Genomic DNA, 24,184 nt, shown 5'->3' with positions numbered 1-24,184 from the left:
GCGCCCTCACCCCGGGGTCACCAGCCGCGCCTCGTAGGCGAACACGGCCGCCTGGGTGCGGTCCCGCAGGCCCAGCTTCACCAGGACCCGGCTCACATGGGTCTTGACCGTGGACTCGGCGACCACCAGCCGCTCGGCGATCTCCGCGTTCGACAGGCCCTGGGCGATCTGCACCAGCACCTCCGTCTCCCGGTCGGTCAGCTCCCCGTACGCCCCCTGCGGCGCGAGGACCGGCCGCGGCCGGTCGGACAGCCGGGCGAACTCCGCGATCAGCCGTCTGGTCACCGAGGGGGCGAGCAGGGCCTCGCCGGAGGCCACCACCCGTACCCCGTCGGCGAGCTGGCGGGCGGAGGCATCCTTGAGCAGAAAGCCGGAGGCCCCGGCCCGCAGCGCCTGGTAGACGTACTCGTCCAGGTCGAACGTGGTCAGCACCAGCACCTTCGCGGTGCCGTCCGCGGCAACGATCTGCCGGGTCGCCTCGATGCCGTTCAGCTCCGGCATGCGGATGTCCATCAGCACGACGTCCGGGGAGAGTTCACGGACCCGTTCGACCGCCTCCCTGCCGTTGACGGCCTCCCCGACGACCTCGATGCCGGGCATCGCGCCGAGCAGCACCGAGAAGCCCTCCCGGACCATCATCTGGTCGTCCGCGATCAGTACCCGGACCGCTCCGCCGGTCATGCGGCGTCCTGTGCGGCGGGCACCGGCAGGAACACCGTCACCTCGTATCCCCCGTCGTCCATCTCCCCCGCCGTCATCTCCCCGCCCAGCATCGAGACCCGCTCACGCATACCGGTGATGCCGTGTCCCGCGCCGTGCGCCGCGCGTCCCGGGGCGCCCGGCGGCGCCGGGCCGTTGACGATGCGCAGGCCCAGGCCCCCGAGCACATAGCCCAGTTCCACCCGGGCCGAGGCGCCCGGGGCGTGCCGCAGGGTGTTGCTCAGGGCCTCCTGCACGATGCGGTACGCCGACAGCTCGACGCCCTGCGGGAGTTCCCGTACCGCGCCCGTGGCCACCTTGTACACGGTCAGCCCGGCCTCCCGCACATTCGCCAGCAGGGCGTCCAGATCGGCCAGGGTGGGCTGGGGGGCGTCCGGGGCCGCGTAGTCCTCGGCGCGTACGACGCCCAGCACCCGGCGCAGTTCGGTGAGGGCCGCGACCGCGTTCTCCCGGATGGTGGCGAAGGCCTTCTCCAGCTCCGGAGGCGGGTTCTCCACCCGGTAGGGCGCGGCCTCCGCCTGGATGGCGACCACCGACATGTGGTGGGCGACCACGTCGTGCAGTTCCCGGGCGATGGTGGTGCGCTCCTCCAGCAGGGTGCGGCGGGAGCGTTCGTGCGCGGTCACCGTCTGCTGGGCGGTCACCTCCTGCTCCGCGTTCAGGCGGACATGCCGGAGGGTGACGACGAGCAGGAGGAGGGCGGAGACCACCAGCATGGTCGAGGCGTCACCGCCGTAGCGGTAGAAGCCGGTCTCGGCGGCGAAGGCGTAGACCGCGGTGAACAGCCACATCCAGGCCGCCGTGCGCGGCCGGGTGCGCAGCGCCACCACCGTCAGCACCGTCAGATGGGCGAGGAAGCTGCCGGGCGGCCAGGGCCAGGCGCTCGACGAGGAGACCACGGCGAGCGAGGCCATGGTCGCCGCGAAGGACAGCCAGAACGCCGCGACCGGGCGGATCAGTGTCAGCAGCACGGGCGCCAGGGCGAACAGGCCGGTCAGCGGCCAGGCCGCGCCCCCCTCGTACTGCGCCAGGGCGACCAGCATCGCCAGCGCCCCGGCGGCCGCCACCAGGATGTGCCGGGTCCAGACCGCGTACGCCCGCAGCCCGGACCGCGGCCCCGGGGAGCTCTTCGGGGGCAGCGGGCGGTAGGCGAACGCTTCGGTGAACAGGTCCTGCCGCAGCCCTCGCAGGGCCTCCACGGTCGCCCGGTACTCCGGACTGCGCGGTGCGTACGGACGGAACGCCGCGTCGGGCGCCGCCGGTATCTGGTTCGTCTCGGTCACATCTGAGACCGTAGGCGCCGGGGGGGACGGCGTCGTCACCGGTGAGACGGGTTCCCGGGGGTACGTCTCAGGTACTACGGGCGGAGCCGGATCCCGGGCGGCCCCCGCCACGGCGGTCCAACACCGTTTCCTACCAAGCCAGTTGGGCGATCTCCTCCGTCACCACCGCGCAGGCGTCCGCCGCCGGGTCGATCAGGGGGAAGTGGCCGACGCCCTCCAGCAGGGTGAGGCCCACCACCTCGCCCGCCCGCGCCGCCGCGTCCGCGTACGACTCGGCGACCGCCTGCGGCACCACGGTGTCCCGGCGGCCCTGGACCAGGGTGGTGGCGATGCCGGTGGGCAGCAGCAGGGCGGGATCCGCGTACGGCCGCCGCTCGGCGAACAAGCCCGCCCCGCCGAGGAGTTGCGCCGCCGCCCCGCCGCACACCCCCAGCTTCTCGGCGGCCCGGAAGTCCGCGATCGGGGCGAGCGCCACCACACCGCGCAGCGGGGCCGGGCGGTCCGTGCGCCAGGGGGAGTCCGGGGGCAGTACATGGCGGGCGGCCGCCCACAGCGCCAGCTGGCCGCCCGCGGAGTGCCCGGTGACCACCGTGCGGCGCGGGTCGGCCCCCGGCAGCGCCTTCCGCACCAGCGCCGGAAGCGCGTCGAGGGCCGCCGCGACATCGTCGAAGGTGTCCGGCCAGCGGCCCGCCACCGGTCCCGGGCCGCCGCCGGGCTCCCCGGGGCCCTCGGCCTGGGCGGGGATCAGCGCGCCCCTGCGGTACTCCACATTGGCCACGGCGAAGCCCCGGCGGGCCAGGAAGTCCACGAAGGGGGTGATGTGCCACCGGTCGTACGGTGCCCGCCAGGCGCCGCCGTGCAGGACGACGACCAGGGGCGCCGGGCCCTCGGCGCCCGCGCCCGGTCCGGTCGCGGCCGCCTCCCGGGGCGCGTAGAAGTCGATCACCTGGTCGGGGTGGTCGCCATAGGAGGCGGTGGCGTCGGGGTCCACCGGCGGGTGCGAGAAGGCCGACGCCTCCTCCGCGGCGGACGCGTCGTCCGGCTCTGCGGGATCGCGGGGGGCGGCGTCGTCCGGCATGCTCCAGCCTCTCAGCGGCGAAACGGAATACGGGCGCGAGGGCCGGAGGATGATCGGCCGTCGGCGGGGACGGTATCAGGCGGCACGCCCGCGTCGGCGTGGGGTGGTGACGCTGGGTGAGGGGCGGGACGGACCCACCCCTCACACCGTCGCTCAGCCCGCCCGGACCGGCCGCGCCGGGGCCGGGAGGGCACCCCGTCCCGGGGTCAGGACAGCACCTCCGCCAGGACCCGTGCCGCCCGCTCCACGTCCGCGAAGCCCACGTACAGCGGGGTGAAGCCGAAGCGCAGGACGTCCGGCGGCCGGAAGTCGCCGACCACACCGCTCGCGATCAGCCGCTTCATCACCTCGCCCGCGTCCGGGCAGCGCAGCGCGATCTGGCTGCCGCGCTCCGCGTGGGCCGACGGCGTCAGCGACTCCACCCTCCCGTCGGGGACATGGGCCGCCACGCACTCCAGGAAGAAGTCCGTGAGGGCCAGGGACTTGGCGCGCACCGCGTCCACCGACACCCCGTCCCACACCTCCAGCGCCGCCTCCAGGGCCAGCATGGACAGGATGTCCGGGGTGCCGACACGGCCGCGCACCGCGCCCGCCGCCGGTTCGTAGGCGCTGTGCATGCCGAAGGGCTCGGTGTGCGAGTTCCAGCCCGGCAGCGGGGAGTCGAAGTGCTCCTGCACGTCCCGCCGCACATACAGATACGCGGGGGCGCCCGGGCCGCCGTTCAGATACTTGTAGGTGCAGCCCACCGCCAGGTCGACGCCGTGCGCGTCCAGGCCGACGGGCAGGGCGCCCGCGCTGTGGCACAGGTCCCAGACCGACACCGCGCCCGCCGCGTGCACGGCGGCCGTCAGACCGGGCAGGTCGTGCAGCCGTCCCGTGCGGTAGTCGACATGGTTCAGCAGCACCGCCGCCGTACGGTCGCCGAGCGCGTCCGGCACCTCGGCCGGGGCCACCGGGCGCAGGGTGCAGCCGGTCATCCGCGCCGCCGAACCGGCGATGTAGCCGTCCGTCGGGAAGGTCGTGGCGTCGACCAGGATCTCGTCCCGCCCGGCGCCGTCCCGCGCGGCCATCCGCACGGCCGCGACCAGCGCCTTGAAGACATTGACGCTGGTCGAGTCGCCCACCACGATCTGCCCGGGCGCCGCCCCCACCAGCGGGGCGATCCGGTCGCCGATCCGCTCCGGGGCGGTCCACCAGCCGCTCTCGTCCCAGGAGCGGATCCGCAACTCACCCCACTGCCGCTGGACGGCGTCCGCCACCTTGCCGGGCACGGCCGCGGGCAGCGCGCCCAGTGAGTTGCCGTCCAGATAGACGACGTCGTCGAGGACGAACTCGGCCCGCAGCGCGGCCAGTTCGTCGGCCGCGTCCAGCTTCCTGGCCTTCTCCGCCTGCTCAGACATGGGACCTCGCCGTCCACAGCTCGGGGAACACGTTCTTCTGCGCCCGCTTCTCCAGCCAGGCCACCCCGGCGGAGCCGCCGGTGCCCACCTTGGACCCCATCGCGCGGCGGGTGGCGACCAGATGGTCGTTGCGCCAGCGCCACACCAGTTCCGCCACATCGGTCAGCACCTCGCCCAGCCGGGCGAGTTCGTCCGTCTGGTCCCCGGCGTAGAGGGCGGTCCACACCGCCTCCACCTCCTCCGAGGGCTCGTAGCGCAGGGAGACGTCACGGCTCAGCACCGCGTCCGGGACCGCGTGCCCGCGCCGCGCCAGCAGCCGCAGCACCTCGTCGTAGAGGCTCGGCTCGTGCAGCGCCTTCTCCAGCTCGGCGTGCGCGCGGGGCGCACCGCGGTGCGGGACCAGCATGGACGCGGACTTCTCGCCGAGCAGGAACTCCATCCGCCGGTACATCGCGGACTGGAAGCCGGAGCCCTCACCGAGCGCGGAACGGTAGGAGTTGAACTGCGCGGGCGTCAGCTGCCCGAGGGGACGCCAGGACTCGTTCAGCGCGTACAGCTCCCGTACGGACCGCTTGAGCGCGTCGACCGCCACCGGCACCCGGTCCTCGCGCAGAGCGCGCGCCGCGGTCTCCCACTCATGGACGATCACGGTGAACCACAGCTCCATGACCTGGGTCGTCACCAGGAAGACCATCTCCCCGGGGTCGTCGGAGAGGGTGTGCTGGAGATGGGTGAGCACGTCCGCCCTGACGTAGTCCTCGTACGGCGTCGTGCCCTGGAAGTCGAGATGGGGGGCCTCGGGCTCCTGAGTCTCGCCGGGCCGCTGAGAAGCCTGGTGGGACATCGCTGTCTCCTGTTGTGTGCTCCGGGTAGCGGTCCGCCCCTGCCGATGCCGGCACGGGGGCCCCGGTCCCCATTCGCATCCTGCGCGAGACACCCGAGCCCCGCAAGGCCCCCCTGGTCACAAGGGGGCCCCGCCCACTCTTCCGCCACCGGGGCGGGCGCGGGCGGGGGCACGCGGGGGGCGACCCGATCGGAGCAGCGGGGCGGCGGGGGCATCCGCGGTCGCGCGGCTGCGTCCCGCTGCCAGACGCGGTCGCGCGGCCGTGTCAGGTGACCTGACACGCAGCCGCGTCAGGCGGTCCCGACCGTGAAGCTGCTGCCGTTGCGCGCGCCGAGCCGCGCCGTCACCCGGGGCTGCGCGGCCGCGTCCGCCCGTACCGTGAGCTGCCCGGTGCCCAGCCCGAGCCGCGCCGCGCGCTGGCCCCGGTACCGGAAGAAGACGGCGACCTCGTGGTCCCCCTCCTCGGCGGACACCTCCGTGACGCCCCACCGCACCGTCCGCTCCACCCCGTCGATCTCCACCACCGGCCTGGTGAAGACCCGGTGGAAGGGCAGCGCCACCGGCGACGGACGGATGTCGACGAGAACCTTCACCATGACTGCCACCGGACTCCTTGCCTGGTTGTGTGCTTGCTGCCTGGTTTGTGTGCCTGCTGCCTGATTGTGGGCTTGCTCGGCCCTGTGTGCGCCACGCCGACGACGTGTGTGTCACGCCGACGACGACAGCACCGACTCCGGCCGGAAGCCCTTGGCGATCCCGGCCAGACTTCCCACCGTGATCAGTACCGTCACCCCGCCCGCGTAGCAGAGCAGCCGGGTGGGGCCCAGCGGGTCCAGGGCGATGGACAGCGCCAGCAGGGCGCCGAAGCCGGGCAGCATCGCGGCCAGGCTGACCAGACCGCCGCCGTTGCCCGCGAGGGCGCCCGCGCCCGGCTGGGACAGCCGCGGTACGAGCAGATTGAGCAGCAGGGCGAGGGCGGCGCCCGCCCAGGCGGCCAGCAGCGGCAGCACCAGGGCGAGCGTCAGATAGCCGGCGCCCGGCGCGAGGCCGTCGTGGTGCAGGGCGCTGGACACCGCCAGGGCCAGGGCACCGAGCGCGCTCATCACCGCCCACTGTCCCGTCGTGACCACCAGTACACAGCCGAGCAGTCCGCCCGCGATGCTCGCCGGGTTGTACGGCGCCCCGAGCATCGCCTCCAGCGCGCCCGCCCCGGCCTCCGCGCCGACCACGTTGCGCACCGCGAGACCGGCACCGACCGTGCCGTGCAGGGCGACGATGCCGGGCATCAGGACGAGCAGCAGCCCGGCCGCGACCGTGTCCCCGTGCGCCCCGTACCGCAGGCCGAGCCGGGCGCTGCCGACGGCTCCGTTCATGTCCGAGTCGTCGGACAGCAGGGGCAGGGCGACCACGGAGGCGGCCGTCAGCACGAACGGCAGGAACACGGTCGCGAAGTTCCGCAACCGCTCCCGTCTCATCCGCCACAGCAGCGCCGACGCCAGGATCCGGGCCCGGGCCACGTCGAAGGGGAGGCTACGCCGCGTCACGGGACGCGCCTTCCGACTGGAGCTGCTGGTAGACGTCCTCCAGGGGGCTGCGGGCGGGTACCACTTCCCGTACCCCGATGCCCTCTCCCACCAGACCGGCGACCAGGGCCTCCGTCTCCCGCTCGTCGGCCACCTCCACCCAGAAGGCGCCCTGCTGCTCCTCGTACGGGCGGCCCAGGCGGCCGAGTACCGCCGCCACCTCTCCGGAGGCCCTGATGCGCAGCCGGTAGGCGCTTCCCAGCAGGGCGGCGCGCAGGGCGGCCGGTTCGCCCCGGCCCGCGACGCGCCCCTCCCGCAGCACCGTCACATCGTCGGCGAGGCGGTCGGCGTCGGCCAGGGCATGGGTGGAGACGACCACCGTGTGCCCCTGGTCGGCGAGGCTCCGCAGCCAGGTCATGAGCCGGTCCGCGGTGGCCGGGTCGAGGCCCGACATCGGCTCGTCCAGGAGCAGGATCGACGGCCGTCCCAGAAAGGCCTTGGCCAGGCCCGCCCGCTGGGTCTGACCCCGGCTGAGGCTCCCGATGCGGCGGTCCGCCAGGCCGGTGAGGCCGAGCAGGTCCAGAACGTCCGCGATCCGCTCCTCGGCGGGGCCGGGCGGGAGTCCGAGGACCCGTGCCCAGTACCGCAGGTTGTCCACGACGGTCAGCCGGGGCGCGAGCGCCGAACGGTGCGTGGCCAGGCCGATGGAGGACTTGGCCGCGGCGCATACGTGCGGGTCGGCGCCGTCCACCAGGACGGTCCCCTCACTGGGGGCGAGCACCCCCGCGAGCACCCGGAACAGGGTCGTCTTGCCGGCCCCGTTCGGCCCGAGCAGCAGATGAACTCCCTCGCCGTAGGCGAGATTCACGTCCCGCAGCACGGTCCGCCCCCGGTAACCCGCCGAGACACCCAGGACTTCGAGCTTGGCCACCGGCTCAACTTAGCACCGCCCTTCGGCGGTCAGGCGCTCAACTCGGCTTCATGCACGCCTGGTTGGCGGGCAGGAGTGCCCCGGTTCGGGCGCGGGGCCCGGACCACGGGCCGAGTGCTGGGGGCGGCGGGCTCCGTCCGGGCCCGGGCGCCTCCGAGGGGCTCCGGAAGACCTTCGCGGCAAGTGGCAGACTGCTTTCATGACGACGCACAAGAACCTGCTCGGCGGTCCGGACCCGACCCAGCTGCCGGAGAACGAGGAGGCGTACCGCCTGCTCGGCGAGGAGTCCTCGGCCCCCGCCGAGGTGGCGGCGAAGTACCCCACCTTCTCGCTCGCCTGGGCGATGCTCGCCGATGACGCCTTCGAGGCGGGACGGGTGGTCGAGTCCTACGCCTACGCGCGGACCGGCTACCACCGGGGGCTCGACCAGCTCCGCCGCGCCGGGTGGAAGGGACACGGCCCCGTCCCCTGGAGCCACCGGGCCAACCGCGGATTCCTGCGCTGCCTGGCCGCACTCGCCCGCGCCGCCGACGAGATCAACGAGAAGGAGGAGGCGGAGCGCTGCTGGCAGTTCCTCCAGGACAGCAGCGCTGAGGCGTACACGGCACTGAAGCGGTAGCCTCCGGCGGCCGGCCCACGACGGCGGGAGCGGGGACTCAGCGGCTACGGCCCGAACGACCCCGCTCCGGCCGTCCGCGACGGCTGGTGCGCGCTCCCGGGGCATGCCCGGCGACTGGTGCGCGTGGGACCGCGGCGAGCCCCCGTCTCCGGGTGGCGGGCCCGGCATGATCCGAACGAAAGACCCTACGGCACTCCCGGGCTCCGGGACGCGTCCGTCTCCGGGGGCGGTTCCAGGGGCGGGGTGGTCACACAGCCGTGGGTGCGGCATTCGGGGTGGTGACAGCCCTTGGCCGGGCGGCGTACGGTCGCGAAGGCGAGGACCGCGCCCGCCGCGAGGACGGCCGCGCACAGCGGCATCGCCCGGCGGAAGGCGGCGTCGAAGGCGTCGGCGGAGCGGTAGGCGTCGGGGCCCATCCCGGTCAGCAGCGGGAGCGCGGCCACGGCGAACAGTCCGGCCGCGCGGGCCGCCGCGTTGTTGATGCCGCTGGCCAGGCCCGCCCGCGCGGTGTCCACCGAGGCCAGCACGGTCGCGGTCAGCGGGGCGACCAGGGTGACCATGCCCGCCCCCATCACCAGCACCGCGGGCAGCACGTCCGCCAGATACGAGGCGTCCTTGCCCACGCGCAGCATCAGCAGCATGCCCGCCGCGCACAGCAGCGGTCCGGCGGTGAGCGGGATCCGCGGTCCGATGCGCTCGGCCAGGGCTCCGGAGCGGGCGGAGAACAGCAGCATCAGGACGGTGGTGGGCAGCAGTGCCGTGCCCGCGCGCAGCGGCGAGTAGCCCGCGACCACCTGGAGCTGGAGGGCGGTGAGGAAGAAGAAGCCGCCGAAGGCCGCGTAGACGCAGAGGGTCACCAGGTTGACCGCCGTGAACTGGCGGGAGGCGAAGATCCCGGGCGGCACCATCGGGTCGGGCCGGTGCTTCTCGACATATCCGAAGGCGATGCCCGCGAGCACGCCCGCGGCGCCCGTGACGGGCACGGCCGGGGAGCCGGTGGGAGCCTCGATGAGGGCATAGGTCACCAGGGCGAGGGCCAGCGCGCCGAGCACCGCGCCGAGGACGTCGAAGCGCTCGTGGCCGCCCTCGTCGGTGGACTCGGGTACGTGCCGCAGGGCGATCGGCGCGCAGAGCAGCGCCAGCGGGACATTGAGCAGGAAGACCCAGCGCCAGCCCGGGCCGTCCACCAGCCAGCCGCCGACGAACGGGCCGACGGCGGCGCCGATTCCACCGGCGCCGGACCACAGGCCGACTGCCCGCGCCCGGTCGTCGGGGTGGAAGGAGGCCTGGATCAGCGCGAGCGAGCCCGGGGTGAGCAGGGCGCCGCCGATGCCCTGGAGGGCGCGGGCGGCGATGAGGATGCCCGGGGCGGGGGCGAGGCCGCACAGCAGCGAGGCGCTCGCGAACCACACCACCCCGATGACGAAGATCTTGCGGCGGCCGAAGCGGTCCCCGAGGGCGCCGCCGAGCAGGATCAGGCCGGCCAGCGTGACGAGATACGCGTTGACCGTCCACTGGAGCGCGGCGAGTCCGGCGCCGAAGTCGCGGCCGATGCGAGGCAGGGCGACATTGACGACCGTGGAGTCCAGCAGGGCCATGCTGGAGCCGAGCACGGTGGTCAGCAGGACCCATCTGCCCTGGGGGGTGCCCACCCGGACGGCGGGGGCCTGCGGTGCGCTGAGGGCCATGAGGGGATCATCCCGCGTCGGTCGCGCCAGGGCCAGACGGCCGACGGGCCCGGTGTCCCGGGCCCGTCGGAGAACCGCGCAGGGCGCACCGGCGGCAACCGGTGCGCACCGCCGGTTACTTGATCTTGTTGCCGGTGGAGCGCAGGTGGCCGCAGGCCTCCGTGACACGCGCCGCCATCGACGTCTCGGCGACCTTGCCCCAGGTGCGCGGGTCGTAGGTCTTCTTGGAGCCGACCTCGCCGTCGACCTTCAGGACGCCGTCGTAGTTCTTGAACATGTGGTCGGCGACCGGACGCGTGAAGGCGTACTGGGTGTCGGTGTCGATGTTCATCTTGACCACGCCGTTCTCCAGCGCCGTCAGGATCTCCTGCTCGCTGGAGCCGGAGCCGCCATGGAAGACGAAGTCGAAGGGCTGGCTTCCGGCGGGGCGGCCGTACTTGGCGGCGACGCCCTCGTTCAGCTCCTTCAGCAGCTCGGGGCGGAGCACGACGTTGCCCGGCTTGTAGACGCCGTGCACATTGCCGAAGGAGGCGGCCAGCAGGTAGCGGCCCTTGTCGCCGAGGCCGAGCGCCTCCGCCGTGCGGATCGCGTCGTCGACCGTGGTGTAGAGGGAGTCGTTGATCTCGTGGGAGACGCCGTCCTCCTCGCCGCCGGTCGGGGTGATCTCCACCTCGAGGATGATCTTCGCGGCGCGGGCGCGCTCCAGCAGCTCCTGGGCGATCTTCAGGTTGTCGGCGAGGGTCTCCGCCGAGCCGTCCCACATGTGCGACTGGAACAGCGGGTTCCGGCCGGCCTTGACGCGCTCCTCGGACAGCGCCAGCAGCGGGCGCACATACCCGTCCAGCTTGTCCTTCGGGCAGTGGTCGGTGTGCAGCGCGATGTTGACCGGGTACTTCTCGGCAACGATGTGCGCGAACTCGGCCAGGGCCACGGCACCGGTGACCATGTCCTTCTTGTACTGGCCGCCCAGGAACTCGGCACCACCCGTCGAGATCTGGACGATGCCGTCGCTCTCCGCCTCCGCGAAACCACGCAGGGCCGCCTGGAGCGTCTGGGAGGACGTCACATTGATGGCCGGGTAGGCGAACTTGCCTGCCTTCGCCCGGTCGAGCATCTCGTTGTAGACCTCGGGGGTTGCGATGGGCATCTGTCCGCTCCTTGTTGTGCGGGTTGCGTTCTGCGTGCTGACGGCCCTGACCTAGGGAGTGACGTCATCGTCGGCCCCATCTTTGCAGACGGGGCCGGATGCGTCGGACACCCTGTCCAGCCTGTGGAAAACGCCCCCGTCAGTCCAGACCCAGGTCTTCCTTGGAGTACGCGAACAGGTACGGAACCCCCGCCTTTTCGGCCACCGCCTCGGCCGCGCCCGTCGCCCGGTCCACGATCGTGGCGACCGCGACGACCTCGGCACCGGCCTCCCGCAGCGCCTCCACGGCGGTGAGCACCGAGCCGCCGGTGGTGGAGGTGTCCTCGACGGCCAGCACCCGCCGCCCCGCGACCTCGGTGCCCTCGATACGCCGCTGGAGCCCGTGCGCCTTGCCCGCCTTGCGCACCACGAACGCGTCGAGCGTCCGCCCGCGCGCGGCGGAGGCGTGCAGCATCGCGGTGGCCACCGGGTCGGCGCCCAGGGTGAGGCCGCCGACCGCCTCGAAGTCCAGGTCGGCGGCCAGGTCCAGCATCACCTGTCCGACCAGGGGGGCGGCCACCCCGTCGAGGGTGATACGGCGCAGGTCGACGTAGTAGTCGGCCTCCTTGCCCGACGACAGGGTCACCTTGCCGTGCACCACGGCCTTGTCCTTGATCTGCTGCAACAGCTCGCCACGCACGTCACTCATGGCAGCCAGCTTAAGGGCGGCGCCAGGTCCAGGTCGTCGTGGCCTCCAGCGGTTCGATGGGGGTGACCAGGCGCGGCCGGGTGTTGAGGCCGTCGGGCGGCCCGGTCTGCGGCTCCACGCACACCGCCTCCCGCTGCTCGTCGTAGACCACGGCCCACTCCTCGCGGCTGGTGACCCTCAGCTGAAGCTGTCCCGGCCAGGTGAGGGTGGCGTCGATGCCGCCGGGCATGCCGAAGCAGTCGTCCCAGGGGCCGGGCTTCGGGTCGATGCGGCGGCCGGTGGGCAGGTGGTCCTCGCCGCGCTCCTCCTGCCAGGCCGGGGAGAAGTCCAGGGTGACGTCCTCGCCACCGAGGCTGCGGTTGAACCAGGGGTGCCAGCCGATCTGGGCCGGGAACGAGGAGTCGTAGGTCTCCACCGACATGGTCAGCGTGAGCGAGTCGTCGGTGAGCGAGGCGAGCTGGGTGACCCGGCCCGGGTAGGGCCAGGGGTCGACCAGGTCGTAGGTGAGGACGGCCTCGGTCCGCCCGGCGCGGGCCACCCGCCAGGCGCCGTCGCGGGCGGTGCCGTGGATGGCGTGCGGCGGGGCGTTCAGGGGCATCTGGTGGACCGTGCCGCCGTCGCGGAATCTGCCGTCCCGGATACGTCCGCACCAGGGGACCATGGGGAAGCAGCCGTAGCGCTCGCCCTGCCGCAGCAGCTCCGCGCCGCCGACGCGCAGGCTCCGCACCCGCCCGCCGTGCGCCGGTGCCAGCACCACTTCCGCGTCTCCCGCGGCCAACGTGATCTCTTCGTTACTCACGAGGGCGACCCTACTTCCCCGTTCGAGAGGGCGTGGCGTCCGCGGTGCAGCCGGTCCGGGGCCCGCGGCCCCGGCGGGGAGGGCGTGCCCGTCGCCGGTCAGCGGCGGCGGCGCAGCAGGCGGCCCGCCACGATCGCCGAGGTCACCAGCAGGGCCGCCGCCGGGGCGGCCCAGCGGAGGGTGGCACCCGCCGAGGCGGCCTCCGGGGCCGGGACGGGCGCGTAGCGGCCGCGCGGGGGTGCGTGGTCGACCTCCTCGGCGCTGCGGCCGATCATCGTGCGCCGGGCGTGCGCCGCTTCGGCCGGAGGTTCGTCGTCGCCCTCGAACCCGTCCTCGTCGTCCGCGAAGGGGTCGAGGGAGGACGGGGGGACCTCGGTACCGAAGACGGAGTCGGCGGGAGAGGGGGAAGGGGCAGGGGATGGGGAAGGGGAGGCGGGCTGCGCCGGGGCCGGGGGCTCCGCGGGCGCGGTCTCCGCAGGCGCCGACGCCCCACCCGTGGAGTCGCCGTCCGCCGTGTCCTCGCCGTCCGCCGTCGTCCCCTCTCCCTCCGACGCGTTCCGTGCCAGGTTCTCCACGCATCTGGTGAGCAGCCGTGCCCCCGCCGACGCCACCGCGTCCGCCGGGAGTTCCGCGATTCGGCCGTCCCCCGTCGCCGTTCCGGTGTACGCAACCGCGGTGCCGCCGTCGGCGGGGCGCAGGCGTACGGACAGGGAGAGCTTCACCGCGCCGGATCCGCGGACCTCCGTGGCCTCGCCCTCCACCGCGTACGAACCGTCGTCCCGCTCCGTGATCCGCAGGACGCCGCGGTAGGTGATGGTGTGCCCGGCGGCCCGTATCTTCAGACGGCCGGCCACCGGGGCCGTACCGGCGTCCTGCTGAAGCCCGTGGATCGCTCGGGCCACTTGTGCGGGATCCGCCAACGCGCGGCCGAGCCGATCGGCAGGAACCGGAACGAACACCTCATGCTCCATGTCTGCCGAGCCTACCCAGCATGGGCCGAACCGCACCCGAACATCCCGAAACTCCAGGGCTGAGGGACTCAGCGACTCAGCGACTCAGCGACTCAGCGACTCAGGGGCCGAGTCGCTGAGGGGCTCAGGGGGTGTATCTCGGGTGCAGCAGGGTCGACGGCGGCAGGTCGGGCATGCGAGTGCGCGCCGCGGCCAGCGCGTCGGCCCGCAGCGCGGCCGGGTCCAGCGCCGGAACGACCGGCCCGCGCGGATCCAGGTCCGGGCGGGTCAGGGCGGCGAGCACAAAGCCCCAGTCGCGCGGCGCCCGGGAGGGGCCCGGCGGGCCGCCCGCGGGGCCGCCGGGGCCCGCCGCGACGCGGTACGGGACCGTGCGCAGGCCCGCGGCCCGCATCGTCGCCTCGACCGTCCAGAAGACATACGGACTGGAGTCCACCGGGCCCGCGTGCACCGCCAGGCGGCCGCCCGGGGCCAGGGCGCGGCGGGCCAGACCGTAGAACTCCTGTGAGTACAGCTTGGTGTTCGCCGCGACCGCCGGGTCCGGAAGGTCCGCGATCACCACGTCATAGGTCTCCCGGTCGTGCCGGAGCCAGCAGAACGGGTCCGCCGTCCACACCCGGACCCGGGGGTCCGCGAGGGCGTGGCCGTTCAGCGCGGACAGGGCGCGGTCGTGGCGGGCCAGGCCGGTCACCGCCGGGTCCGGTTCGACCACGTCCACCCGCCGCACCCCCGGGCGGCCGAGCACCTCGCGCACCGCGAGGCCGTCGCCGCCGCCGAGGACGAGTACCCGCGCGTGCGGGCCGCCGCTCATCGCGGGCCCCACGAGCGCCCGGTGGTAGAGGCGCTCGTCGCCGCCGTCCACGCGCAGCCGGCCGTCGAGGAAGAGGACCAGGGGGCGGCCCGGGGTGCCACCGGTGAGCACCGCCTCCTGGACACCGCTGCGCACCGCGGCCCGGACGTGCCCCCCGTACAACGCCTGGCGCGCGGCCCGTTCGAAGTCGCCGACCAGGGCGGCCGCCGTGCCGAGCAGCACCAGCACCAGCACATTGGCGGCCAGCAGCAGCCAGCGGCCGCGGCGGCTCAGGTCCCTCCGGAACAGCCCGAGGACCAGGGCGCCGCCCGCGACCGCGTTGACCGCGCCGGTGAGCAGGGCGCCGGTGAGCTGGCCGAGCTGCGGGAGCAGCAGGAAGGGGAAGGCGAGGCCGCCGACCAGCGCGCCCACGTAGTCCGCGGCGAACAGGTCCGCGACCGCGCCGCCCGCGTCCTGGCGGCGGATGCGCTGGATCAGCTCCATCAGCAGGGGCACTTCGGCGCCGATGAGCAGGCCGATCGCGAGCGAGAAGCCGACCAGCAGGCAGCGCGGGCCGCCGGACCAGATGCCGCCCCAGCCACCGGTCCAGGCGAAGGCCGCGTACAGGGCCATGGCGCTGGAGCCGCCGACGAGTGCGAGCGCCGCCTCGACCATGCCGAAACCGGCGGCGGCCCGGAAGCGGAGGCGCTTCGCGGCGAGCGAGCCGATGCCCATCGCGAAGACCATCACGGAGAGCACGACGGAGGCCTGGGTGACGGAGTCGCCGATCAAGTACGAGGCCAGAGCGACGAGTTCGAGTTCGTACACGAGTCCGCAGGCCGCGCAGACGAAGACACCGGCGAGCACGAGGAACCGACCCGTGCCGGGGCGTACGGGCAGCCGCGCCGGAGCCTGCCCGCCCTCGCCCCAGGGGCGCGGCACGCCGGGTGGTGCGGGCGCGTGCGGTTCGATCACGCTGGGAACGCTACGTCAGGGGGGCGGCGGGCTTTGTCACCCACACGTGTGGAACTGGGGCCTCCCATTGGACCTTTCCCCCCTTGTAAGCCGGAGACGCTGAGCCGGGAGCGGCCGCCTTCGGTCCGCGCCGCGGGGGTCTTCACCCCGACCCGGGTCCGGGTCGCCACCAACTGGCCGTCCTGCGGGTAGGCGTGCCAGGTGCGCCAGTGGACCTGGCCCTCGTGGTGCCGGGCCAGCATCGCGGTGAAGGCGTGCGGGCTGCCGGGGAAGACACCGGCCAGGCCGTGGGGATGGTCGGAGACCAGGGCCAGCAACTCCTGGGCGCGGCCCGCGAAGGAGCGGGGCGGCAGCACCTCGACCCGCGCCGCGAACTCGTACTCCCAGTCGCCGACCCGCTTGGCGACGCCCAGCGGCAGGGGGGCGCTGGAGCCCGCGATGCACGCCACGGTCTCCGAGCAGGTGCCTCTCTCCTCCTCGACGAGCACCTGGTGGGACGCGCCGAGAAGTCTCAACTGGAGTCGTGTGCCCGACAGTTCGAGGTCGAGTATGGCGAGGGCGGGCAGCGGCTCCCGGCCCAGGGTCCAGGCGAGATCGGCCGCACGCGTGTCGGTGTAGGAGGTGTTCAGGGTCGTGAGCATGGGTCGGCTCCGCTAGCACGCAAAGTGAGGAGTGGGGTCCGGCGCACCCCGGTCATGGCGCCGGGGGGCGGGGCCGGCCCGGCCAGTCGGGTGGTACGTCCGGTGGGCCCGGTGGGGGAGACGCTTGCGGGACAGGTGTCCGAGAGGCGTCCGCGGGCTGCTTCGGTGGTTGAGAGGGAATCATGAACTGCGCCGCCGCCACAGCGTTTTTACCCAAGACCGCCCGGTTTCCATCCCCCAGAGGGCTCCACAGCGCAACTGTTCAACTACGGCGTACGCCAGGGGCATGGGCGCGACCGACATATGCGCCTCCACGGCTCCCGACCGGGCGCGCAGGCGCATCCGATACGGAACCCGCACCTCCAAGCGCTTACCCGTTCGAGTGACTCCCCTCTGACGTCACTCCGGGCCACTCCCGCCCCTCGACACGCCCCGCGAACGCCGTACGGACGCCGTGCGGCCGCTGCCCCGGTTGCCGTGCCGACGCCGTGCGAACGGCCCCGCCGAGAACCCGCGAACGCCCTACGGAACGGCACCGGCCCCTGCACCGCGCATCTGCCTCGCCCGTCTGCACGGGCCGCCCGCACGCCCCGCCTGCACGCGCCGCCCGCACGCCCCACCTGCACGCGCCGCCCGCACGCCCCACCTGCACGCGCCGCCCGCACGCCCCCGAACACGCCGACGGAGGACGGCTCCCCCTCCCAGCCGCCCTCCGCCACCGTCGGTCCCCGACCGACTCCCCCGTACCGCGCCCCCCCCGTCAACGCCCGTCAACGTCCTTCAGCGCCCGCCATCGCAGGCCCCCCCAACTCCCCGGGTCAGTTGCTCCCCCCGCACCCGCCCCCGCCGCACGAGTGCCCGCCCCCGCACGAGTGGCCGCCGCCGCACGAGTGGTGGCCGCCCGAGTGGTGGCCGCCCGAGTGGTGGCCGCCCGAGTGGTGGCCGCCGTGGTGGCCGCCCGAGGAGGAGCCGCCGTCGGAACCGGCCCACCAGCTGCCCCCGCCGCTGTCGCCCCCCGAGTACCCGCGCCAGCGCGGCTCCGCCTTGCCCCTGCACCTGCGGCCGCTCGTCATCAGTTTCCCGACCAGCACCGCGATGACGACCACTGCAACGACGCCGAAAGCCATGGCCCCGTCCCCCTTCCGTGTCTCCCCGGGCGGCCCCCTGCGGGCCCCTCCGTGTTCCCGGGTGCTCGGGGGATGCCCTCGCGCCTCCCGGCCCAAAGCAGAGTTGAGGAACTCCAGAGCTTCGGCGCAGGATGGCGGCCATGACCTCCAGCGCGCGCCCCTTCCTCAACCGCCGGCTCGGCGAGTTCGGGACGACGATCTTCGCCGAGATGTCGGCCCTCGCCCAGAGCACCGGATCCATCAACCTCGGCCAGGGCTTCCCCGACACCGACGGCCCGGAGCAGGTCCGCGAAGCAGCGGTGCGGGCGCTGCGCGACGGCCGCGGCAACCAGTACCCGCCGGGCCCCGGCGTCCCCGAGCTGCGCACCGCCGTCGCCGAACACCAGCAGCGGCACTACGGCCTCACGTTCGACCCCGACACCGAGGTGCTGGTCACCGCGGGCGCGACCGAGGCCATCGCCGCGACCCTGCTGGCGCTGCTGGAACCCGGCGACGAGGTGGTCGCGCTGGAGCCGTACTACGACTCCTACGCTGCCTGCATCGCCATGGCGGGCGGCCGGCGGGTGCCGGTCACCCTGCGGCCGCAGCAGGACGGGAGCGCGCGCTTCCGGCTCGACCTGGACGAGCTGCGCGACGCCGTCACCGACCGCACCCGGCTGCTGCTGATCAACACCCCGCACAACCCGACCGGCACCGTGCTCACCCGCGAGGAGCTGGCCGCCGTCGCGGAGCTGGCCGTGGAGCGGGATCTCCTTGTCGTCACCGACGAGGTGTACGAGCACCTGGTGTTCGACGATGCCGAGCATGTGCCGCTCGCGACCTTCCCGGGCATGCGCGAGCGGACCGTCACCATCTCCTCGGCGGGCAAGACGTACTCCTTCACCGGCTGGAAGGTCGGCTGGGTGACGGCGGCGCCGAAGCTGGTCGCGGCGGTGCGCTCGGCCAAGCAGTTCCTGACGTATGTGGCCTCGGGGCCGTTCCAGTACGCCGTCGCCGAGGCGCTCGCGCTGCCCGGGACGTACCTGGAGGAGCTGCGGGCGGATCTGCGCGCCAAGCGGGACCTGCTCGCGAACGGGCTCGCGGAGGCGGGCTTCGGGGTGTTCCGGCCGGCCGGCACCTACTTCGTCACCACCGACATCCGCCCGCTCGGCGAGAGCGACGGCTTCGCCTTCTGCCGCGCCCTGCCCGAGCGCGCGGGTGTCGTCGCCATCCCGAACGCGGTCTTCTACGACCACCGGGACGCCGGATCCCCGTTCGTCCGCTTCGCCTTCTGCAAGCGCGCCGACGTCCTGGAGGAGGCCGTCCGGCGGCTCAAGGCACCGATCGACTGAGGCGGCGGCGCACTGGGGCACCGGCGCGTGCGGGGACCGGGCGCGCGCTCCCTTCCGTATGCGGGAATTCGTGCCCCCACGGCGTGCAAGCTTCGCAAATGGGGTGTGTTGGACGCATGGTTCCGGTGTGACCGACGTCAGGACCATTCCGGCCCCCGCCAGCCGGGCCACGAGAAGCAGTGCCCCCGTCCCCCCGGCGCGCAGGGGCCCGCGGCTGCCGACGACCGCCGCCGCGGCCCTCACGCTGTTCCTCGTCGCCCGGCTGTGCGGCGGCCTGGTGCTGGCCCTCTTCGCCCGGTCCGCGGGCAAGCACCCCCTGCTGCTGCTCGGCCGGTCCTGGGACTCCGTCTGGTACCTGGGGATCGCCGCGCACGGCTACGGCCTGGTGCTGCGCAACCACAGCGGCGTCCATGTCGACCTGGCGTTCTTCCCGCTCTACCCGGGGCTGGTCCGCGCGGTCACCGCGCTCACTCCGCTCGACGGCGTGGCGGCGGCGCTGCTGGTGTCCTGGACGGCCGCCGTGGTCGCCGCGTACGGGATCTACCGGATCGGCGTCCGGCTGTACGGCCCCTCCGTGGCCACCGCCCTGGTCGGGCTCTGGGGCCTGCTGCCGCACTCGGTGGTGCTGTCGATGGCCTACACCGAGCCCCTGCTGACGGCGTGCGCCGCCTGGTCGCTGTACGCGGTCCTGACCCGGCGCTGGGTATGGGCGGGGACGCTGGCGGCGCTCGCCGGGCTGTCCCGGCCCAATGGCTGCTCGGTGGCGGTGGCGGTCCTCGCGTCGGCGGCGCACGCGGTGTGGCGGGCGCGCGGCCGCGGAGTTACCCACAGGCTGTGGACGGGCGCGGCGCTCGCGCCCCTGGGCTGGAGCGGCTATGTGCTGTGGGCCGGTCACCGCAGGGGGGACACGCTCGGCGGCTACTTCGCCGTACAGCGGCTGTGGGGGTCCCGCTTCGACTTCGGGCAGGGCTCGCTGCGCTTCACCGGGCACATGGCGCTGCACGGCACCCGGCTGCTGTTCCCGATGGCGCTGGTGATCCTCGGGGTGAGCAGTGTGCTCTTCGCGCTGCTGATCGCGGACCGCGCACCGCTGCCGCTCGTCGTCTACAGCGGGGTGCTGCTGGTGATCGCGCTCGGCGGCTCCGGCTTCTTCGAGTCCAAGCCGCGCTTTCTGCTGCCCGCGTTCCCGCTGCTGATCGTGGTGGCCCGGGCGCTGGTGCGGACGGCGAGAGCCCGGCCGTGGCACGCCACCGTGGTGGCGAGTGCCCTGGCCGGGCTCTCTCTCGTCTATGGGGCGTATCTGGTGGTACTGGCCCGGTCGCCCCTCTAGCGGCCGACCGGAGTCACTCCTCGTCGTCCTCGGGCTTCTCCGCGCCGTCGACGTCCTCCGTGAGGCCGAGCTGCTCGACGAGCCACCGGTCGAACTCGATGGCGGCGCGCACCCAGCTCACGGCCGACGAGACGAAGTGGTCCAGGCTCACGCCGGTGCCGATCAGCATCTGGGCCTCACCGATGAGGCGGACGGTGCCGTCGTCGTGCGTGTGCGTGTAGACCTTGGGCCACAGAGTGCGCCGGTTCCAGTCGTCGATGGACTCCAGCAGCTGCGGCTTCTCGCCGATCTGGTGGGGACGGTCGTAGAACGTGCGCACGGAGAAGACGGCCTGCTCGGCCTCGCCGCGGAACATGAAGTACGTACGGAACTGCTCCCACGGTGCGACGAGGTCTCCCTCTTCGTCAACGAGGTGCTTGAGCTCCATCTGGTCCAGGAGCTGCTTCACGAGGTCCTGATCCGGAATGACGGGGCCCGCCGGCGGCTGCGGCTCGGGCTGGCCCCCGAAATTCGGAATCGAGGACGGGTCGATGCTCACCGTGTTCTTCCCTTCGTACGGATTCCGCCATCCTCCCTCATCCGGGGAGGGGGGTGGCAACCCCGGCGGAGCGTGTCAGCGGCCGGTCGGCGCGATCCGGCCCGTCACGGCCCCTGCCGGGGGCGGCGCGCCCGTGGCCCGTCCCCGGGAAGGGAACGGGCCACGGGACACGGGAGTGCCCGGTCAGAGGGTCTTTCCGGTCGCCGGGCCCACGAGGAGTCCGTCGCCGAAGGTGTCCACCCGGACCGTGTCGCCGTCCTTGACCTCGCCGGACAGGATTTCCCGGGCCAGGCGGTCCCCGATGGCGGTCTGGACCAGGCGGCGCAGCGGGCGGGCGCCGTAGGCCGGGTCGTTGCCCTCCTCCGCGAGCCAGGCCAGGGCCTCGGGCGTGATCTCCAGGGTGAGGCGCCGGTCGGCAAGGCGCTTGGCCAGGCGGTCGATCTGGAGCCGGGCGATCCGGCTCAGTTCGTCCTTGTTCAGCGCCGAGAAGACCACCAGGTCGTCGAGCCGGTTGAGGAACTCCGGCTTGAAGGAGGCCCGCACCACCTCGAGAACCCGCTGCTTCTTCTCCTCCTCGGTGGAGGCCGGGTCGACCAGGAACTGGCTGCCCAGGTTGGAGGTCAGCACCAGGATCACATTGCGGAAGTCCACCGTGCGGCCCTGGCCGTCCGTCAGACGGCCGTCGTCCAGCACCTGGAGCAGGATGTCGAAGACCTCCGGGTGCGCCTTCTCCACCTCGTCGAGGAGCACCACGCTGTACGGGCGGCGGCGCACCGCCTCGGTGAGCTGGCCGCCCTCCTCGTAGCCGACATAGCCGGGCGGGGCGCCGACCAGCCGGGCGACGCTGTGCTTCTCGCTGTACTCCGACATGTCGATGCGGACCATCGCCCGCTCGTCGTCGAAGAGGAAGTCGGCGAGCGCCTTGGCCAGTTCGGTCTTGCCGACACCGGTCGGACCGAGGAAGAGGAAGGATCCGGTGGGGCGGTCCGGGTCGGCGATTCCGGCCCGGCTGCGGCGCACCGCGTCGGAGACGGCCCGTACGGCCTCGCTCTGGCCGATGAGCCGGCGGCCCAGCTCCTCCTCCATGCGCAGCAGCTTCTGGGTCTCGCCCTCCAGGAGCCGTCCGGCGGGGATCCCGGTCCAGGAGGCGACGACGTCCGCGATGTCGTCGGGGCCGACCTCCTCCTTGACCATGGTGTCCGTGGCGGCCTCCTCCTCGGCCTGCGAGGCGGCCTCCAGCTCCTTCTCCAGGGCCGGGATCTGCCCGTAGAGCAGCTTGGAGGCGGTGTCGAAGTCGCCGTCGCGCTGGGCCCGCTCGGCCTGGCCGCGCAGCTCGTCGAGCTTCTCCTTCAGCTCGCCTACGCGGTTGAGGGACTGCTTCTCCTTCTCCCAGCGGGCGGTCAGGCCACGCAGCTCCTCCTCCTTGTCGGCGAGGTCGCGGCGCAGCTTCTCCAGCCGCTCCTTGGAGGCCTGGTCGGTCTCCCTGGCGAGCGCCAGCTCCTCCATGCGCAGCCGGTCCACGGTGCGCTGGAGCTCGTCGATCTCCACCGGGGAGGAGTCGATCTCCATGCGCAGCCGGGAAGCGGACTCGTCGACCAGGTCGATGGCCTTGTCGGGCAGGAAGCGGGAGGTGATGTAGCGGTCGGAGAGGGTGGCCGCGGCGACCAGCGCGCTGTCCGCGATCTGCACCTTGTGGTGGGCCTCGTAGCGCCCCTTGAGGCCGCGCAGGATCGCGATGGTGTCCTCGACGGTGGGCTCGGCGACCAGCACCTGCTGGAAGCGGCGCTCCAGCGCGGGGTCCTTCTCGATCCGCTCGCGGTACTCGTCGAGGGTGGTGGCGCCGACCATGCGCAGCTCGCCGCGCGCCAGCATCGGCTTGAGCATGTTGCCGGCGTCCATGGCGGAGTCCCCGCCCGCTCCGGCGCCCACCACGGTGTGCAGCTCGTCGATGAAGGTGATGATCTGGCCCTCGGAGTCCTTGATCTCCGCGAGGACGGTCTTCAGGCGCTCCTCGAACTCGCCGCGGTACTTGGCGCCCGCGACCATCGCGCCGAGGTCCAGCGCGACCAGCCGCTTGTCCTTGAGGGACTCGGGCACGTCGCCCTTCACGATCCGCTGGGCGAGCCCCTCCACGACGGCGGTCTTGCCGACGCCGGGCTCCCCGATGAGCACCGGGTTGTTCTTGGTACGGCGGGACAGCACCTGCACCACGCGGCGGATCTCCTGGTCCCGGCCGATGACCGGGTCCAGCTTGCCGTCACGCGCGGCGGCGGTGAAGTCGGTGCCGAACTTCTCGAGGGCCTTGTACTGGCCCTCCGGGTCCGGGGTCGTCACCCGGCGTCCTCCCCTGGTCTTCTGGAACGCTTCGAACAGCTTCTTGGCGGTCGCGCCCTGGCGGGACAGTACCTCTCCGGCGGCGCCGCCCTTGGCGGCGAGGCCGATGAGCAGGTGCTCGGTGGAGAGGTAGTCGTCACCGAGGTCCTTGGCGCGCTTGGTCGCGTCGGCGATCACGGCCAGCAGCTCGCGGTTGGGCTGGGGCGGTGCGACGGTCGACCCGGTCACGCTGGGCAGGGCGCCGAGCACGCGCTCGGCGTCGGCCCGCACGGAGGCCTGGTCGGCGTCCACGGCGGCCAGCAGATCGACGATGTTCTCGTTGTCCTGCCCCTCCAGCAGTGCGAGGAGCAGATGGGCAGGGGTCAGGTCCGGGTGGCCGTCCGCCACGGCCCGGCTGCTCGCCGCGTTGATCGCGTCCCGGCTCCTGTTGGTCAGCTCGGCGTCCACGTTCCCGATCTCCTCCTTGCGTTCGGCCGCGCTCAGCTGTCGTCCGTCACTCTGACGAGAGCAACGTACACAAAGTTGAGTCTATTCCACTCAAGGCGCGAACGGGAACGCACAGTGCCCGCTGCTCGCACGGAGCGGGCAGCGGGCAGCGGGACATACGGCCCGGGACGCGGGCATGGCTCAGCGGCCGCCGGGAAGGCGAGGTCACGGATGGTGAAGGGCGGGGCGGGGAGTGAACCCCGGGTAACGACTGGTTCCGGCCACCATGGCGCCGGGGCATACCCGGAGTTTCCGCACAAACACAGCGGCGTCACCGTGTTCAGGTCACGGTGACGCCGCTGCGGGGGGAAGCACCTGAGCGATCTGTTGCGACGGGGGAATCGCGTCAGGCACTGCGGGGGGTGGCTGAGATGGTCTGGAGGTCCGGGGTGTCCGGTTCGACCAGCCGGTGGTCGCGCTGGTCCAGGTTCACAAAGATCATTCCGTACCGTATGGCGCACCGGACAGGCTGCGGCGCCCCCCGAGGCCGCCGCAGAAGCCGGTAGGCCCGCACATCGTCGTCCTCGTCACGGGTGACGACGACGGGCTCTCCGAACACGGTCACCATCAACGAGTCACCACTGTGGGGGATGGCGGTGACCAGGTCGATGAAGTGCCAGCCGGAGCGGTAGGCCGTGGCCATCTCGCGGCGGAAGGTGCGGTCGTCCGGAGGAGTGGTCACATCAGCTCCACACGCTGTCATCTGCGTGGACCGGCGTCCCGGCAGCAGCGGCCGCGGAAGAAGCAGGCACCAAAGACCAGACGCTGTCGGCTCGCACGTCCCCCTTCGTGCCGGAGAGGCCACTCAGTGCTCCGAAGGCCACAACGGCGGAGAAGGTGGCGACAAGCACCGAGCGAAGCATTCTCTTACCCATAGTCGGCTTCGTCCTCACTTGAAGGTCCCCTCTTCCCCCGTCGACTTAGACGATGGCTCATTCGGGCAC

General features: G+C 73.1%; 21 protein-coding genes and 1 pseudogene. 3 read left to right on the top strand and 19 right to left on the bottom strand.

The features are described 5' to 3' along the window. Positions 1–6: 6 nt before the first annotated feature. The 8 genes from ACIHAA_RS23355 to ACIHAA_RS23320 form a co-directional block, all read right to left on the bottom strand. Positions 7–681: a response regulator gene (locus tag ACIHAA_RS23355; RefSeq protein ID WP_399820180.1), complete on the bottom strand. Its 675-nt coding sequence runs from the start codon at positions 679–681 to the stop codon at positions 7–9. Beyond that, positions 678–2,003, bottom strand: coding sequence for a sensor histidine kinase (locus ACIHAA_RS23350; protein WP_399820178.1), 1,326 nt, complete (start codon positions 2,001–2,003; stop codon positions 678–680). The genes ACIHAA_RS23355 and ACIHAA_RS23350 overlap by 4 nt, the downstream gene beginning before the upstream one ends. 130 nt (positions 2,004–2,133) lie before the next feature. Continuing rightward, positions 2,134–3,081: an alpha/beta hydrolase gene (locus ACIHAA_RS23345; protein ID WP_399820175.1), complete on the bottom strand. Its 948-nt coding sequence runs from the start codon at positions 3,079–3,081 to the stop codon at positions 2,134–2,136. 206 nt (positions 3,082–3,287) lie between these two features. After that, entirely contained in the window at positions 3,288–4,481 is a 1,194-nt protein-coding gene (gene kynU, locus ACIHAA_RS23340; protein ID WP_399820173.1) for a kynureninase, read from the bottom strand. Then, positions 4,474–5,325 carry a tryptophan 2,3-dioxygenase family protein gene (locus ACIHAA_RS23335; protein WP_399820171.1) on the bottom strand — a complete coding sequence of 284 codons (852 nt, stop codon included), beginning with the start codon at positions 5,323–5,325 and terminating at the stop codon, positions 4,474–4,476. The genes kynU and ACIHAA_RS23335 overlap by 8 nt, the downstream gene beginning before the upstream one ends. 290 nt (positions 5,326–5,615) lie before the next feature. Then, entirely contained in the window at positions 5,616–5,930 is a 315-nt protein-coding gene (locus tag ACIHAA_RS23330) for a hypothetical protein (protein ID WP_399820169.1), read from the bottom strand. A gap of 102 nt (positions 5,931–6,032) precedes the next feature. Further along, a complete protein-coding gene (locus tag ACIHAA_RS23325; protein WP_399820167.1) occupies positions 6,033–6,869 on the bottom strand; it encodes a hypothetical protein in 837 nt (278 codons plus the stop codon). Then, the gene (locus ACIHAA_RS23320; protein WP_399820165.1) at positions 6,856–7,779 is read right to left on the bottom strand and encodes an ABC transporter ATP-binding protein; all 924 of its coding nucleotides are present in this window, start codon (positions 7,777–7,779) and stop codon (positions 6,856–6,858) included. Before ACIHAA_RS23320 ends, ACIHAA_RS23325 begins: the two co-directional genes overlap by 14 nt. Before the next feature lie 199 nt (positions 7,780–7,978). On the opposite strand from ACIHAA_RS23320, the gene ACIHAA_RS23315 reads away from it, so the two are divergent. Next, on the top strand, positions 7,979–8,398 hold the full coding sequence (locus tag ACIHAA_RS23315; protein WP_399820164.1) for a DUF3151 domain-containing protein: 420 nt from the start codon (positions 7,979–7,981) through the stop codon (positions 8,396–8,398). A gap of 185 nt (positions 8,399–8,583) precedes the next feature. Here ACIHAA_RS23315 and ACIHAA_RS23310 read toward each other — a convergent pair whose 3' ends face one another. The 8 genes and pseudogenes from ACIHAA_RS23310 to ACIHAA_RS23275 form a co-directional block, all read right to left on the bottom strand. Continuing rightward, entirely contained in the window at positions 8,584–10,086 is a 1,503-nt protein-coding gene (locus tag ACIHAA_RS23310) for an MFS transporter (protein WP_399820162.1), read from the bottom strand. 115 nt (positions 10,087–10,201) lie between these two features. After that, positions 10,202–11,233, bottom strand: a complete 1,032-nt coding sequence (gene fbaA, locus ACIHAA_RS23305) for a class II fructose-bisphosphate aldolase (RefSeq protein ID WP_399820160.1) — start codon at positions 11,231–11,233, stop codon at positions 10,202–10,204. Between the two features lie 139 nt (positions 11,234–11,372). After that, positions 11,373–11,921: an orotate phosphoribosyltransferase gene (gene pyrE, locus ACIHAA_RS23300; protein ID WP_399820158.1), complete on the bottom strand. Its 549-nt coding sequence runs from the start codon at positions 11,919–11,921 to the stop codon at positions 11,373–11,375. Between the two features lie 10 nt (positions 11,922–11,931). Beyond that, positions 11,932–12,720, bottom strand: coding sequence for an aldose 1-epimerase (locus ACIHAA_RS23295; RefSeq protein ID WP_399820157.1), 789 nt, complete (start codon positions 12,718–12,720; stop codon positions 11,932–11,934). A gap of 98 nt (positions 12,721–12,818) precedes the next feature. Continuing rightward, positions 12,819–13,691, bottom strand: coding sequence for an SRPBCC family protein (locus tag ACIHAA_RS23290; RefSeq protein WP_399820155.1), 873 nt, complete (start codon positions 13,689–13,691; stop codon positions 12,819–12,821). 124 nt (positions 13,692–13,815) lie between these two features. Next, the gene (locus ACIHAA_RS23285) at positions 13,816–15,453 is read right to left on the bottom strand and encodes a polyamine aminopropyltransferase (RefSeq protein ID WP_399820153.1); all 1,638 of its coding nucleotides are present in this window, start codon (positions 15,451–15,453) and stop codon (positions 13,816–13,818) included. A 125-nt stretch (positions 15,454–15,578) separates the two neighbouring features. Next, positions 15,579–16,094: pseudogene (locus ACIHAA_RS23280) on the bottom strand (DUF2617 family protein); the annotation flags it as partial. Positions 16,095–16,912: 818 nt separating this feature from the next. After that, a complete protein-coding gene (locus ACIHAA_RS23275; RefSeq protein ID WP_399820152.1) occupies positions 16,913–17,221 on the bottom strand; it encodes a hypothetical protein in 309 nt (102 codons plus the stop codon). 131 nt (positions 17,222–17,352) lie between these two features. Here ACIHAA_RS23275 and ACIHAA_RS23270 point away from each other — a divergent pair, with 131 nt between their 5' ends. Both ACIHAA_RS23270 and ACIHAA_RS23265 read left to right on the top strand, forming a co-directional pair. After that, positions 17,353–18,552: a pyridoxal phosphate-dependent aminotransferase gene (locus ACIHAA_RS23270; protein ID WP_399820150.1), complete on the top strand. Its 1,200-nt coding sequence runs from the start codon at positions 17,353–17,355 to the stop codon at positions 18,550–18,552. A 127-nt stretch (positions 18,553–18,679) separates the two neighbouring features. Continuing rightward, positions 18,680–19,882, top strand: a complete 1,203-nt coding sequence (locus tag ACIHAA_RS23265) for a hypothetical protein (RefSeq protein WP_399820148.1) — start codon at positions 18,680–18,682, stop codon at positions 19,880–19,882. A 13-nt stretch (positions 19,883–19,895) separates the two neighbouring features. On the opposite strand, the gene ACIHAA_RS23260 is transcribed toward ACIHAA_RS23265, so the two are convergent. The 3 genes from ACIHAA_RS23260 to ACIHAA_RS23250 form a co-directional block, all read right to left on the bottom strand. Beyond that, the gene (locus ACIHAA_RS23260; protein WP_399820146.1) at positions 19,896–20,420 is read right to left on the bottom strand and encodes a YbjN domain-containing protein; all 525 of its coding nucleotides are present in this window, start codon (positions 20,418–20,420) and stop codon (positions 19,896–19,898) included. Between the two features lie 183 nt (positions 20,421–20,603). Beyond that, a complete protein-coding gene (clpB, locus tag ACIHAA_RS23255) occupies positions 20,604–23,201 on the bottom strand; it encodes an ATP-dependent chaperone ClpB (protein ID WP_399820144.1) in 2,598 nt (865 codons plus the stop codon). Positions 23,202–23,586: 385 nt separating this feature from the next. Then, complete coding sequence (locus ACIHAA_RS23250) at positions 23,587–23,883, bottom strand: (2Fe-2S)-binding protein (RefSeq protein ID WP_399820205.1); 297 nt, start codon at positions 23,881–23,883, stop codon at positions 23,587–23,589. Positions 23,884–24,184: the final 301 nt, after the last annotated feature.

It is taken from the genome of Streptomyces sp. NPDC052040, assembly GCF_044548405.1.
Classification (GTDB): domain Bacteria; phylum Actinomycetota; class Actinomycetes; order Streptomycetales; family Streptomycetaceae; genus Streptomyces.
This window is presented reverse-complemented; position numbering and strand designations above follow the sequence as displayed.

Coding starts and splice junctions, on each gene's coding strand:
- pyrE (WP_399820158.1), bottom strand. CDS start 11,921: ATGAGTGACGTGCGTGGCGAGCTGTTGCAGCAGATCAAGGACAAGGCC.
- ACIHAA_RS23275 (WP_399820152.1), bottom strand. CDS start 17,221: ATGGCTTTCGGCGTCGTTGCAGTGGTCGTCATCGCGGTGCTGGTCGGG.
- ACIHAA_RS23315 (WP_399820164.1), top strand. CDS start 7,979: ATGACGACGCACAAGAACCTGCTCGGCGGTCCGGACCCGACCCAGCTG.
- ACIHAA_RS23355 (WP_399820180.1), bottom strand. CDS start 681: ATGACCGGCGGAGCGGTCCGGGTACTGATCGCGGACGACCAGATGATG.
- kynU (WP_399820173.1), bottom strand. CDS start 4,481: ATGTCTGAGCAGGCGGAGAAGGCCAGGAAGCTGGACGCGGCCGACGAA.
- ACIHAA_RS23270 (WP_399820150.1), top strand. CDS start 17,353: ATGGCGGCCATGACCTCCAGCGCGCGCCCCTTCCTCAACCGCCGGCTC.
- ACIHAA_RS23310 (WP_399820162.1), bottom strand. CDS start 10,086: ATGGCCCTCAGCGCACCGCAGGCCCCCGCCGTCCGGGTGGGCACCCCC.
- fbaA (WP_399820160.1), bottom strand. CDS start 11,233: ATGCCCATCGCAACCCCCGAGGTCTACAACGAGATGCTCGACCGGGCG.
- ACIHAA_RS23345 (WP_399820175.1), bottom strand. CDS start 3,081: ATGCCGGACGACGCCGCCCCCCGCGATCCCGCAGAGCCGGACGACGCG.
- ACIHAA_RS23335 (WP_399820171.1), bottom strand. CDS start 5,325: ATGTCCCACCAGGCTTCTCAGCGGCCCGGCGAGACTCAGGAGCCCGAG.
- ACIHAA_RS23290 (WP_399820155.1), bottom strand. CDS start 13,691: ATGGAGCATGAGGTGTTCGTTCCGGTTCCTGCCGATCGGCTCGGCCGC.
- ACIHAA_RS23250 (WP_399820205.1), bottom strand. CDS start 23,883: ATGGCCACGGCCTACCGCTCCGGCTGGCACTTCATCGACCTGGTCACC.